The 12,797-nt window shown below is 46.4% G+C and carries 11 protein-coding genes and 1 CRISPR repeat array; of the genes, 8 read left to right on the top strand and 3 right to left on the bottom strand.

The genetic code is table 11. From position 1 onward, the window contains the following. Window positions 1-3: 3 nt before the first annotated feature. From cas6 to QUA50_RS08885, 7 genes are all read left to right on the top strand, one after another. A complete protein-coding gene (gene cas6 / locus QUA50_RS08910) occupies window positions 4-837 on the top strand; it encodes a CRISPR-associated endoribonuclease Cas6 (RefSeq protein ID WP_333262824.1) in 834 nt (277 codons plus the stop codon). A gap of 174 nt (window positions 838-1,011) precedes the next feature. Beyond that, the gene (gene cas4 / locus QUA50_RS08905; RefSeq protein ID WP_333262821.1) at window positions 1,012-1,605 is read left to right on the top strand and encodes a CRISPR-associated protein Cas4; all 594 of its coding nucleotides are present in this window, start codon (window positions 1,012-1,014) and stop codon (window positions 1,603-1,605) included. 22 nt (window positions 1,606-1,627) lie between these two features. Next, on the top strand, window positions 1,628-2,632 hold the full coding sequence (cas1d, locus tag QUA50_RS08900) for a type I-D CRISPR-associated endonuclease Cas1d (RefSeq protein WP_333262818.1): 1,005 nt from the start codon (window positions 1,628-1,630) through the stop codon (window positions 2,630-2,632). Window positions 2,633-2,647: 15 nt separating this feature from the next. Further along, on the top strand, window positions 2,648-2,920 hold the full coding sequence (gene cas2 / locus QUA50_RS08895) for a CRISPR-associated endonuclease Cas2 (RefSeq protein WP_333262816.1): 273 nt from the start codon (window positions 2,648-2,650) through the stop codon (window positions 2,918-2,920). A gap of 254 nt (window positions 2,921-3,174) precedes the next feature. Next, a CRISPR array of direct repeats spans window positions 3,175-4,755; the repeat unit is 37 nt; unit sequence GCCGAAAACAACCTAAAACCCTATCAGGGATTGAAAC. 105 nt (window positions 4,756-4,860) lie between these two features. After that, window positions 4,861-5,121 (top strand): transposase, encoded by a 261-nt coding sequence (locus QUA50_RS29250; protein WP_445243134.1) that lies wholly within the window; start codon window positions 4,861-4,863, stop codon window positions 5,119-5,121. Window positions 5,122-5,245: 124 nt separating this feature from the next. Further along, window positions 5,246-6,364, top strand: a complete 1,119-nt coding sequence (locus QUA50_RS08890) for an alkene reductase (RefSeq protein ID WP_333262813.1) — start codon at window positions 5,246-5,248, stop codon at window positions 6,362-6,364. Window positions 6,365-6,871: 507 nt separating this feature from the next. Next, window positions 6,872-7,879: a protochlorophyllide reductase gene (locus QUA50_RS08885; protein ID WP_333262810.1), complete on the top strand. Its 1,008-nt coding sequence runs from the start codon at window positions 6,872-6,874 to the stop codon at window positions 7,877-7,879. Window positions 7,880-7,898: 19 nt separating this feature from the next. Here QUA50_RS08885 and QUA50_RS08880 read toward each other — a convergent pair whose 3' ends face one another. Beyond that, the gene (locus tag QUA50_RS08880; protein ID WP_333298624.1) at window positions 7,899-8,168 is read right to left on the bottom strand and encodes a hypothetical protein; all 270 of its coding nucleotides are present in this window, start codon (window positions 8,166-8,168) and stop codon (window positions 7,899-7,901) included. A 423-nt stretch (window positions 8,169-8,591) separates the two neighbouring features. On the opposite strand from QUA50_RS08880, the gene QUA50_RS08875 reads away from it, so the two are divergent. After that, a complete protein-coding gene (locus QUA50_RS08875; protein WP_333262807.1) occupies window positions 8,592-10,778 on the top strand; it encodes a ShlB/FhaC/HecB family hemolysin secretion/activation protein in 2,187 nt (728 codons plus the stop codon). 228 nt (window positions 10,779-11,006) lie between these two features. On the opposite strand, the gene QUA50_RS08870 is transcribed toward QUA50_RS08875, so the two are convergent. Both QUA50_RS08870 and QUA50_RS08865 read right to left on the bottom strand, forming a co-directional pair. Next, on the bottom strand, window positions 11,007-11,558 hold the full coding sequence (locus QUA50_RS08870) for a hypothetical protein (RefSeq protein ID WP_333262805.1): 552 nt from the start codon (window positions 11,556-11,558) through the stop codon (window positions 11,007-11,009). Window positions 11,559-11,577: 19 nt separating this feature from the next. After that, the gene (locus QUA50_RS08865) at window positions 11,578-12,771 is read right to left on the bottom strand and encodes an XRE family transcriptional regulator (protein WP_333232813.1); all 1,194 of its coding nucleotides are present in this window, start codon (window positions 12,769-12,771) and stop codon (window positions 11,578-11,580) included. Window positions 12,772-12,797: the final 26 nt, after the last annotated feature.

Below are 12,797 nucleotides of genomic sequence, written 5' to 3'. Positions count from 1 at the left end.
ATCATGCCGCACAGCCTAGTCCTCAACATCCTTCCCCTGGCCCCAATTCCCCCCGGATACCTCACCGGAAGACACCTGCACGCCCTCTTTCTCACCCTCGTGAGCTCCGTTGACAAAAAACTCGGCGATCGCCTCCACGATGCCGCAGCCCAAAAATCCTTCACTCTCAGCCCTTTGCAAACTAAAAAATGCCCTTTCAAAAAACACCATTTCCTGCAATGGGAACACACAGAACCGATTCCAGAACACACCCTCTGTTGGTGGCGGATTACTCTGCTTGATGACACTTTATTCGGTCAATTAACTAATCTTTGGCTGAACCTCAATCCGTCAAAGCCGTGGCATCTCGGATCCGCCGATTTGATGATTGCTAAGATTCTCGGAACGCCCCAAGTAGATCAGCCTTGGGCTAATGCTTGCAGTTACTCTCAACTTTACGAACAAGCTTCGGAAACTAATCGTTTAATTGCTTTCAGTTTTGCGACTCCTACTACCTTTCGACAGGGCAAATTCGATTCGGTGATTCCTACTAGAGAATGCGTTTTTAACAGTCTCCTCAGTCGGTGGAATAAGTACAGCCCGATCGCAATTCCGGATCTTTCTGTCGATGCACTTTTTTCGACTTTTGTCAATATCAGAAGTGAAAGATTGACTAACTATCAAAGCGATTTTGTCGGCATGGTTGGGGAGGTTAGTTATCGGATTTTGGGAGATGTCGAACCTTTAGCGATTAAGCAAATTAATGCTTTGGCTGATTTTGCTGTTTACTGCGGGGTGGGAAGGAAAACTCCGATGGGGATGGGAATGACTAGGCGAATACTTGTTAAAAAAAGTTAAACGGATTTTGAGGGCGGGCAAGATGCCGGAATTCCAGGGCGGGCAAGATGCCGGAATTCCAGGGCGGGCAAGATGCCCAACCCCTACTCCCCACAATAACACTAAACTCTTGTGGAACAGGCATCTTGCCTGTTGCTAATTCCAATTACCAATCTCTTACAAATCATCAAAATTATGAACGATTCTGATTACATTTCGATCGCATCTCTCAACCAGTATTCTTACTGTCCTCACCGCTGCTGGCGAATGTCTTGTGCGGGAGAATTCACCGATAATCAGTATACCATTGAAGGCACGAGTTTGCACGATCGCGTTCACACGATGGGCGAAATTAACCGCGATGAAACTTGGCAGGTGCGGGCGATTTGGCTGAAGTCTGAGAAGTATAAACTGATTGGTAAATCGGATTTGATTGAGTCGGCTGAGGGTGAGATTTACCCCGTGGAATACAAGCGGGGACGGAAGGGAGAATGGGATAACGACGAGTTGCAAGTTTGCGCCCAAGCGCTTTGTTTGGAGGAGATGACGGGGAAAACTATTGCGACTGGATATGTGTATTACGCGCAGTCGCACCAGCGGCAATTAGTCGATATTTCTGAGGGGTTGAGACAGGAGGCGATCGCCACTATTGAAAAAGTCGGTGCTCTTTGGCGATCGGGAAATATCCCTTTACCAGTTTACACCGCTCGGTGTACGGGATGCAGTCTTTTTCCCCACTGTCTGCCCCAAGCTGCGGCCAAAGTCAACCGCTATCAAGAAGCAAGTTAACCTGCAAATAGGAGAATTCACAATGGGAACAGTTTACATTACTCAAGAAGATGCTTTTATCGGCAAAGTGGATGAACGTCTGACGGTTAAAGCTGACAAAAAAAATCTGTTGGACGTGCCATTAATTAAGATTGATGGGGTTGTTGCATTGGGGCGCGCTACAGTTTCGCCGGCTGTGGTTGTGGAACTGTTGGAACGTCACATTCCTTTAAGTTTTTTGACTTTAAACGGACGTTATTTGGGGAGGTTGGAACCGGAAATGACGAAAAATATCTTTGTGCGAAAAGCTCAGTGGCAAGCGGCTGGGGAATCGGAACAAGCCGTGCATTTAGTTAGGGGATTTGTACGGGGAAAGCTCAAGAATTACCGCAATACTTTGTTAGAATGTCAGCGCAAATATTCTCCCCATGATTTTGAAAAACCCATTGCCCAATTGAAACAAGTAATTGCGTCTATTGACAAAACTTCCAATATTAATTCTCTGCGAGGATTAGAGGGGGCGGGTAGTGCGACTTATTTTGGCTGCTTCAATCAACTGATTCGCGTGCCAGATTTTAGCTTTGAAGTTCGCCGCCGCCGTCCGCCTACTGACGCGGTAAATTCTCTGTTAAGTTTGGGATATTCTCTGCTGCGGCACGATGTTCAAAGTGCGGTGAATATTGTGGGGTTCGATCCGTATTTGGGATATTTGCATTTTGAGCGCTATGGCCGTCCTTCGTTAGCGCTGGATTTGATGGAAGAATTTCGACCTTTGGTAGTTGATGCTGTAGTTTTGAAGGCGATTAATTTGCAGAAAGTTTCGCCGAATGATTTTACGGCAGAACCGTTGAGCGGGGCGGTTTCTTTGACAAAAGAAGCGCTGCACAATTTTTTGCGACTTTACGAAGAAAAGAAGCAGTCAAAGTTCAAGCATCCAGTGATGGGAAAGTTGTGTACCTATCAAGAAGCTTTTGAAATTCAAGGGCGGTTGATGGCTAAGTATTTGATGGGTGAAGTTGATAAGTATCCGCCTTTGATTCTTAAATAGGGAGGCAATTAAGTTATGTTTGTTTTGGTTTGCTATGATATATCTGAGGACAAGCGCCGCACTAAGATTCACAAGATTCTCAAGTCTTATGGGGAATGGAAGCAGTATTCGGTGTTTCATTGCGAGGTGACGGATACTCAGTATGCCCGGATGCGCCAACGTCTGAGTAAGGTGATTAAGTCGGAAGAAGACAGTATCATGTTTCACTATTTGTGTGCTTGCTGTCAGGGTAAGATCGAGCGGATTGGCGGCCGGGCACCGCTGGATACTACGATCTTTATGGTTTGATTTTGCGTCTGGCTGTAGGTGTTGAAGGGAGGGTGTGAATTTTAATGGCTGAGAGCTTTACTAGGACTGGGTTTGCAGTGGTTTGTACCTCATCGGGGTCAGACGCAAATGCTGAAACCTTTACTGGGAGACAGTTTGAGGTGTATTTAAATTTTGCCCTCTTGACAGGGCGATCGCCCAAACGGTATATTGATTGCAGTCAGACGCAACTGAACCTTGAAAACTTTATATTTCAAGCCTCCCAGACCCCGGCGGCCGAAAACAACCTAAAACCCTATCAGGGATTGAAACATTGCAGTTACCAAAGTAGCAATAGTAGTAAGAGGCCGCGCCGAAAACAACCTAAAACCCTATCAGGGATTGAAACAGAAACGCTACCAAGAAATGTTCGAGCGAAACTGGCCGAAAACAACCTAAAACCCTATCAGGGATTGAAACAGAGGAATTGACGCTATTGAATTAGAACGCATTGCATCGGCCGAAAACAACCTAAAACCCTATCAGGGATTGAAACTTTGAGTTGAGTTTGTATTGACGTGGACAGGTTGGGGGGCTAGCCGAAAACAACCTAAAACCCTATCAGGGATTGAAACAATAGTTTCAAATCGTGCGGGCTGTGGCGACTCCGCCGAAAACAACCTAAAACCCTATCAGGGATTGAAACGTAATCCTTAGATAGCCTTTGCATTTTTGTCTTTTGCCGAAAACAACCTAAAACCCTATCAGGGATTGAAACACTTTGTTGATAATTGGGGTCAGGAATGCCGCAAAAGGCCGAAAACAACCTAAAACCCTATCAGGGATTGAAACTGGCGATCGCGTCCGAGGTGACTTTGAAGCCGGCAAGCCGAAAACAACCTAAAACCCTATCAGGGATTGAAACTGACACGCTCAAAAAACATCTCTCAACCATAGAATCAAGCCGAAAACAACCTAAAACCCTATCAGGGATTGAAACAAAAGCGGGCTGATTTTTGTGCCAATTTTCTGCAACCGCGCCGAAAACAACCTAAAACCCTATCAGGGATTGAAACTGAATCTATAAAACACCCGCAACCACCTAACATCTCAGCCGAAAACAACCTAAAACCCTATCAGGGATTGAAACAAAACACTTTCTGTCTGACCTTGCAAGGCTTTCGAGCCGAAAACAACCTAAAACCCTATCAGGGATTGAAACCTAGTTAAGATAAAGGATGGCAGAACACCTTGGGAGCCGAAAACAACCTAAAACCCTATCAGGGATTGAAACCTAAGGGACGGTATTTTTGGACACAAGAAAAACTGCCGAAAACAACCTAAAACCCTATCAGGGATTGAAACGAGTCGTAGTCGTCAATTATTCTTGTTTTCATGTGTTTGTGCCGAAAACAACCTAAAACCCTATCAGGGATTGAAACGGAGGGGGCTGATTTCGACAGCCCTGCACTTCGCGCCGAAAACAACCTAAAACCCTATCAGGGATTGAAACCGATGCGGAATGGATTAGCGTCGGGAGCGACGAGTGCGGCCGAAAACAACCTAAAACCCTATCAGGGATTGAAACTAGAAGAAGAGCTAGATGCCCTCAATCAGCGCTAGCCGAAAACAACCTAAAACCCTATCAGGGATTGAAACTTTACATCTGGGACAAGAAAATCACCAACAAACTCACGCCGAAAACAACCTAAAACCCTATCAGGGATTGAAACGCTGGCAAAACGTGTAAAAATTTAATTTGTGATGCGCCGAAAACAACCTAAAACCCTATCAGGGATTGAAACCTGCTTTCGAGCATCCCAAATTGATTTTACCCACAGCCGAAAACAACCTAAAACCCTATCAGGGATTGAAACAACTGATGAGTAGTGATTTTCGATCGTTGCGATCGTCCCTCGGATGTTTTTGAGGTTTCAGCCGTTGCCGGGGGTAAATACGATCGCTGCCCTGTGTAACCAAACATAAATCGCCCCTTCGCTCCTTTTACAGTCATGGGAGCGTGTAATCGAACAGTTTTTGACCTTGGGCTAGAAACAAGTTTACTTCCAAAACTTGTCACAGCACAGGTGGCGCTCATGGATAATCTCACATTTGATAAAAGTGGTCAGATTCAGGAATGGATTCAAACAGCACGGTGTAGACTATTATATTTACCGCCATACTCTCCAGAGTTTGACAAAATTGAACAAAGAAGAGTCTTGGCTAAAAAGTCAAACTCGTAAACAGCTCGATCGGTTTGATTGCTTACATTTTGGCGAGCCTGGGATGTCTTGCGCCTGGGAGCATAACACCGGCCGTTGCTATATGTGATTTCCCAGATTATTCAGTTGAGAAAACCTCAAAATTATGACCACTCAAACAACTTCTCCACTCCTACTGAACCCCTTCAAAATCGGAGATTTACCCTTAAAAAACCGGGTAGTCATGGCACCCCTAACGAGAGCCAGAGCCGGTGAAGCGCGGATGCCCAACGCCTTGATGGCAGAGTATTACACTCAGCGGGCCTCCGCTGGTTTAATCATTACAGAAGCGACAGTGGTTTCTGCTCGAGGTAATGGTTGGCTAAATACGCCCGGTATTTATTCAGACGAGCAAAGAGAAGCTTGGAAACAAATTGTGGCTGCGGTTCATGCCCGCGAAACGCCGATTTTCATGCAGCTTTGGCACTGCGGACGAGCTTCCCACAGCAGTTTTCATGAAAACAATCAATTGCCAGTTGCAGCGTCTGCCATCAAAATCAACGGAGAAGGCATTCATACCCCTCTAGGCAAACAGCCCTACGAAACTCCCCGCGCTCTAGAAACCCATGAAATCTCCCTGGTTGTAGAAGATTATCGCAAGGCCGCCGAAAGAGCTAAAATAGCAGGTTTTGACGGTGTAGAAATTCACGCGGCAAACGGCTATCTTATTGACACGTTCCTACAAACCAAAACCAATCACCGCACTGATTCCTATGGCGGCACAGTTGAAAACCGTTACCGTTTTCTTAAGGAAATTGTAGAGGCAATTATCACAGTATTTCCCGCCAACCGAGTGGGAGTTAGACTATCTCCCAACGGTAATTTCAATGACATGGGTTCTCCCACTTATCGAGAAGATTTTCTGTATTTCGCGGAGCAGTTAAATGCCTGTGATTTAGCTTACCTTCACTTGGTAGATGGTCTCGCTTTTGGCTTTCATGAATTGGGAACCCCGATGGTGATAGGAGAGTTTCGCGATGTGTTTGCAGGGCCGCTCGTCGGTAACTGCGGATATACTCAAGAACAGGCTGAAACGGCCCTGAGCAGCAAAGTTGCGGATTTAATTGCTTTTGGTCGAGATTTTATCAGCAATCCTGACTTGGTAGAGCGTTTTACTAATGGTTGGCCGCTCAATCCGCCTGCTGAAGTCGGCGTCTGGTATTCTTTTGGGCCTGAAGGTTATATCGATTTCCCTACCTATCAGGAACAAGCAGCTATTTCTTAGTTGAGTTGGTTGGGGCGGGTTTATCAATAAATACTGAGTATGTGCATCATAGATAATTGTCAACCCGCCCCTAATATCATGTCCGCTCAATTAACCATGATTCCTGTAGGGACTCCCCTCACCAAGATATTGAAGAGAAACGGGAAAATCTGTCAACCCTTCCTAAGCCTTTAATCGCGGTCAATCGATTGAACATGATATAAAAGATGTATGGTTGATTTCTCAAAATAGGAGTCGAAGTGGGAGCCATATTTAATTTTCATCGCCCGTTGAGAGCCAGCATCTCCTACTTGTAAAAACACTTCTTCTGAATCCCTCCTTCTGCCTCCTGCCTCGCAGTATCGGGCCTCCAATTTCTAGCTTGGCTGCAAAAGTGAGAGGTTCCCAGTTGAGATCGAGAACGTTTCCCCATATCCTAATAACCATAGGGTACTTCCAAACATCCAAGCTGCTAGCTCAGCGTTTGAGTGCCTGAAAAAAATCAATAGCGGAAGCGCTTTTAACAAGATGGCACAAAATCAAAAATCAACGGTTATCATTACCGGCGCTTCCTCCGGCGTCGGTTTGTACGGCGCGAAAGCTCTCGCAGACAAGGGATGGCACGTAGTCATGGCCTGTCGGGACGTGCGGAAAGCCGGAGATGCCGCGCGAGAGTTGGGTATACCTGAAGGCAGTTTCTCCATTATGGAGATTGACTTGGGCGATTTGGAGAGCGTGCGCCGGTTTGCTCGCGCATTTAAGGCAAGCGGCAGGCCTCTGGACGCTTTGGTGTGCAACGCGGCTATTTATATGCCTTTGATTAAGGAACCGCTGCGGAGCCCGGAGGGTTACGAGTTGACGATGACTACCAATCACCTGGGTCATTTCCTGCTGTGCAACCTGATGATGGAAAATATGAAGCCTTCCTATTATTCCGATGCGAGAATCGTGATTTTGGGAACCGTGACTCACAATCCAGACGAGTTGGGCGGGAAGATTCCGCCGCGCCCGGATTTGGGCAATTTTGAGGGTTTTGAAGCGGGTTTCAAAGACCCGATTTCGATGGTTGACGGCAAGAAGTTTGAACCGGTCAAGGCTTACAAAGATAGCAAAGTTTGCAACGTGCTGACGATGCGGGAATTGCACCGCCGCTTTCACGAATCCACGGGGATTACTTTCACTTCGCTGTATCCGGGATGCGTTGCGGATACGCCGCTGTTCCGCAACCACTATCCTTTGTTTCAGAAGCTGTTCCCGCTGTTTCAGAAGAATATCACCGGGGGTTACGTGTCGCAGGAGTTGGCGGGGGAAAGGCTGGCGATGGTGGTTGCTGACCCAGAATACAAGCAATCTGGGGCTTATTGGAGTTGGGGGAACCGCCAGAAAAAAGATGGTCAGTCTTTTGTACAGAAGGTTTCTCCCCAGGCCCGCGATGATGAAAAAGGCGAGCGGATGTGGGAGTTGAGTGCTAAGTTGGTGGGATTGACTGACGGGGCTCAAATGGGTGCTGCGGCTGGTGCGGGCCGCTCTGCATAATTCAAAGTTACAAATCCCCTTATCGCAGGGCGGTTGAAACGGCGTCTACGCACAGGATGTGGGTAGACGCTGACTCAATAATAAAGGGGCTATTAAAGTCGGATTTGGGATGATGCACCAAAATCAAAGAAACTGGCTTTTTTAGCGGCTCTGCGGGTGGTAACTCACATCTTGCACTATTCTTATGAACAGGCTTTTCGGCCTGTTCCACAATAAAATTTATCTCTTGTGGAAGTTGTAACTCACATCTTGCACTATTCTTATGAACAGGCTTTTCGGCCTGTTCCACAATAAAATTTATCTCTTGTGGAACAGGCCGAAAAGCCTGTTCGTAAAAAGATTATTGAGAATGGTGCCAGATATCAGTTGTAGCGAGTCTTTTCGGACACAACCCGGTTTCTGGTTTACTGCGGGGTTCAGGGCTGTTCTGGTTGCGGCATTAGCATGAAAGCGTAGGTTTGGCAACAAAAAAAATTTGGTTTTTTTACTGTTTACGATCGACTTACACGATATTTTTTCGGATAATCACCCGATTGAAGCGTAAGTCTTGGGAAATGAACAGCCGTCGATCGACCTTTTGGTTTGCAGCGTCGCCGAAACTGTTGGCTGCGACGGCTGTTTCGTTTTTTGCTGTTAAGATTGATTTTTACTTGAGGGTGCTCGATTGCGGAAAATATTTTCACCCACTTAAGCGAGATAATAATTATATCCTATGGCTTGTCGATCGCAAAAACTATTTTTATTCGCTGGTATTTTGGGGTTAGTTTTGTTGGCAAAACCAGCGAAAACATCCGCTAGCACAGGTGAAATTTTAACCTCAAATGTTGAGGATTTGACAGCAGTTAGCAGCAAAGGCGATCGAGCTTTAGCCCCCAACGACACCACTTTTGACAAACGCGAAGAGTTGCCCGCAAAAGACGAGGAAACGCAGTTACCCGCTGAATCAGAACACTCAGTGGCGGCGGAAACTCCCGACTTACCGCCGTCTGCGGCAAATTCAGTCGATGTGACATCTGACACCATTCTCAAGAACAGGCAAGATGCCTGTTCCACAAAGAGTGAGTTTGATTGTGGGGTGGGCATCCTGCCCGCCAGTAACAGGCTTATTGACAATGGTGCAACATCTCAGCCCGTTAGCGAAGCCCTCGGAGAGGATCGCACTTTCAGCACAAAAACTCAAGAAACCGAGCTTTTTAACTCAGATCGAAAACTAGAAGAAAATATTGACCGACAAAAAATTGATTTGGGTATCGATCGACCTTTGCAACTAAGCCAACTGCCCAACCCCATTCTGCCGCGAGAACCAGAATTGCCAGCTCCTGAGCCGCCGCAACCCCCTGCGCCGTCTCCCCTCCAACCCACCCAGCCAACACCCGTTGAAAGCGAAATTAGACAGGGGATTCCAGGTACAATTAGGGTCGCCGGCTTTGAATTTGAGGGGAACACAGCTTTTAGCGATCGCGAACTCGCAGAAGTTACGCAACAGTTTGCGGGCCGCGAAATCACCTTTGCCGAACTGATCGCAGCCGAAGCAGCCGTCACTCAAAAATATGTAGCCGCCGGATACATCAATTCCGGCGCTGTAATTCCCGCCAACCAAACCTTTCCCAGAGAAGGAGGTGTGGTGAAAATTCGGATTGTAGAAGGCGGATTAGATGAAATTGAGATTACTGGAAACAGGCGCTTAAATTCAAATTACGTGCGATCGCGCCTAGAACGCGCTACCAGACGGCCCCTCAATCGATCTCGGTTGCTGGAAGCCTTGCAAATGCTGCAACTCGACCCCTTAATTGGCAATATTTCCGCCGAATTGCAAGCCGGAAGCCGCCCGGAAAACAGCCGCTTAGAAGTGCGCGTCAAAGAAGCAGACAGCTTTAGCGCTGAAGTGTTCGCAGACAACAACCGATCGCCCAGCGTCGGCAGTTTTCGGCGCGGTGTTCGCATCAATCAAGCAAATTTGCTCGGTTTGGGCGACGGATTAGAGGTATCTTATGCTAACACCGACGGCAGCAACGAATTCAACGGCAGCTACACAGTCCCCGTCAACGCGCGCAACGGCACGATTGGGTTCGCGGCGAGTGCTGCTAGCACTAATATCATCGAGGAACCGTTCGATCGCGCCCAAATCGAGGGGAAATCGCGGACTTACGAGTTAACTTACCGCCAGCCGATTGTCGAAAAGCCCGATCGCACTTTGGCTTTGGGACTGAGTTTTTCGCGGCAAGAAAGCGATACATTCCTGTCGGGGGAACGATTTGCGCTTTCGGCGGGAGCAAACGATCGCGGTGAAACGCGGGTTTCGGCTGTGCGGTTTTTTCAAGAATACGTGCAGCGCAGTTCCAACCAAGTGTTCGCGGCGCGATCGCAATTCTCCCTCGGCACTAATCTGTTCGGCGCTACTGCGAACGATAGCGGCCCTGACAGCAGTTTTCTGGCGTGGCGCGGACAAGCCCAGTACGTGCGGCTGTTAGCGCCAGAAACCTTGCTGATTGTGCGTTCCGACATTCAATTAGCCGATCGCCCCCTGCTTTCCCTGGAACAAATCGGGATCGGCGGCGTTCAAAGCGTGCGCGGATACCGCCAAGATTTGCTGTTAACTGATAGCGGTGCGATCGCGTCTGCAGAGGTGCGAATCCCGGTTTGGCGTGTCCCGCAAGTCGAAGGTTTGTTGCAAGTCGCTCCGTTTATCGATTTTGGGGTAGGGTGGAACCATTCGGAGGAAAAGCCGAATCCTGACTCGGATAAACTGCTGGGTGCGGGTTTGGGGCTGGTTTGGCAGATGGGCGATCGGTTGAATGTGCGTTTGGACTACGGTATTCCTTTGATAAATGCTCGATCGGGCGATCGAACTTTGCAGGAAAAAGGCATCTACTTTAGAATCAATTATTTTCCGTTTTAAGTTGTAGGTTGGGTTACAAAATTGATAAGTAATACCAATTCTTTATGAAGCTGCACAGAATGGGAAACCTGAAACCTTTTCCGGCAAAGTATATATTCTATGCAGCTTCATATAAAAATGGTATAACTAATAACTAGAGTCAATCAAGCCCAAAATAGTAAATATTTTATGTTTTGCGAGATTTATTTTGTGCTTTACTTGGCTTTATATATTCGAGCGCTCATCTATTTATTTCATTGCAGTTTCCCACCAAATCAGCAAAGGGTGATTTCGAGGAGGTTGATATCTCGCTTTAACTCGAATTGCACTCAATGCGGCTTTTAATGTTACTGAGTCAATTTTTAATTTTTCCGGCCAATGTTTAATGACTTCCAGTGTTGATATAATTTGGATGTGAGGAGCCTCTTTTCTTAGAAAGGCGATCGCTCTCTTATCATCAGTTGCAACTGCCCATTCGCGGTGAAAGGCGATCGCAAATGTTGCAGATTCTCCTTCACCCCTTATTTGAGCAGTATAGTTGATGAAAGTTTCAGCTTCTGCTTCTGATTCAAAATCTACGATCGATATTAAACCTTCTTGAACCGCCTGGTCAAAATAAATTGCACCTTTACTCTCCTCATTCTCAATCCGCTGAAGTGTCTTTAATTCTTGCGATCTAACAACTTCAGTAACAACAATTTGAGCGGGAATAGCTTGCAATATTTCTAGAAATTTTCCCGAAGCATAGAAATTCAGAATACAGCAGGTATCTAGGACAATATGGGATTGTTTAATATTCATCGTTAATTACCCAATTATCCTACGCCTGACAAAGGTCTAAATCAGCAACTTCTTCGATTATTCCGCTTGAATGTGCACTTAATGATTCTGCAATCCGTCGAGCCTCAAGGCGATCGACACCAAGAAAATTAGCAAAGTGTCCTTCGGTAATTAACCCTCGATCTAGTGCTTCTATCGCTAAATGCTGATAGTGAATAGGAGCCATATCGATGCGCTCCGTGATAGGTTCTAAGCCCATTTCCTGTTGAACTGTTCGGACTTTTAATCCTCGATCGCGCAAACGCTCCCAAGTTCCAGATGGTAACAATTTAATTGCTTCTAATCGATAGATTAGAGCTTGAATAGACACTCCATAATGGTGAGCTAAAGTGAATAAATTTGTTGCAGTAAACTTGCCATGAGAACGGTGCATATCGTTAAATCGCTTGAGTAAATCACTTGTCGGCATTAGGAAATAATTAGGGAAAGTGTCTGCTAGTCTCTCGCTCTCTGGTTTCCTTTTATACTGATCGTCAAAATCAACTATGGGCTTCCGTCGATGAGCGAGAAAATGCAGGTAATCATGTGCTAATGACCAGCGTTTTCTCTCTTCAGGATGTCCAGCATTGATGGCGATGCAGCCACCCATTTGTTCGTTGTAGCTATAGATGCCTGAGTATTTAGGCGGCATCTCTATATAAAAAATTCGTAATCCGACACTCTGTTCTAAAATATCTCGCAGACATGGAATAGGTGCATCACCAAGCCCAAGCCGTTGACGTTCTGAGATGGCAATACTTTCCGCTGCGGCCTCAAGTGGCATATTATCGATCTTGTACTCTTGTGGATAATTTCGAGGTAAGGGTGCATCCATCATCGCTTCGAGATCTAGATAGTTTTGGCACAGTTCCTCTAAGCGCAAAATACTGGGTTTAATCCGTGCTGCTTCAGCTTCATTCTGCCCAAATGCCGAGCGATATTGAACCTCAAAAGGTTCTGTAACAGCACGAGGCTGAACGAAATCGCCGATGGCTTTTCCATAAGCACGGGCGAGTTTAATCAGTTCCGTTGCTTTGATCCGGCGTTCTCCTTTCTCAATTGCAACAATAGTTGTTCTTGCAGTATCAATAATCTGGGCTGCTTGAGCTTGAGTCATGTCACAGCTTTTACGGGCTTGTTGAAGGAGTTCCCCCAATCTCGCTAGATCGATGTTGTCTAATATATTAGTAGCCATTACAGTGTTCCTTAATCTTATTAAGC

The sequence above is a fragment of the Microcoleus sp. M2_D5 genome (genome assembly GCF_036701935.1).
In the GTDB taxonomy this organism is placed as follows: Bacteria; Cyanobacteriota; Cyanobacteriia; order Cyanobacteriales; family Microcoleaceae; genus Microcoleus.
This window is presented reverse-complemented; position numbering and strand designations above follow the sequence as displayed.

What these genes read in the sequence shown, in the direction of transcription:
- cas6 (WP_333262824.1), top strand. Translation starts at nt 4, where the DNA reads ATGCCGCACAGCCTAGTCCTCAACATCCTTCCCCTGGCCCCAATTCCC.
- cas1d (WP_333262818.1), top strand. Translation starts at nt 1,628, where the DNA reads ATGGGAACAGTTTACATTACTCAAGAAGATGCTTTTATCGGCAAAGTG.
- QUA50_RS08865 (WP_333232813.1), bottom strand. Translation starts at nt 12,771, where the DNA reads ATGGCTACTAATATATTAGACAACATCGATCTAGCGAGATTGGGGGAA.
- cas2 (WP_333262816.1), top strand. Translation starts at nt 2,648, where the DNA reads ATGTTTGTTTTGGTTTGCTATGATATATCTGAGGACAAGCGCCGCACT.
- QUA50_RS08890 (WP_333262813.1), top strand. Translation starts at nt 5,246, where the DNA reads ATGACCACTCAAACAACTTCTCCACTCCTACTGAACCCCTTCAAAATC.
- cas4 (WP_333262821.1), top strand. Translation starts at nt 1,012, where the DNA reads ATGAACGATTCTGATTACATTTCGATCGCATCTCTCAACCAGTATTCT.
- QUA50_RS08870 (WP_333262805.1), bottom strand. Translation starts at nt 11,558, where the DNA reads ATGAATATTAAACAATCCCATATTGTCCTAGATACCTGCTGTATTCTG.
- QUA50_RS08875 (WP_333262807.1), top strand. Translation starts at nt 8,592, where the DNA reads ATGGCTTGTCGATCGCAAAAACTATTTTTATTCGCTGGTATTTTGGGG.
- QUA50_RS08885 (WP_333262810.1), top strand. Translation starts at nt 6,872, where the DNA reads ATGGCACAAAATCAAAAATCAACGGTTATCATTACCGGCGCTTCCTCC.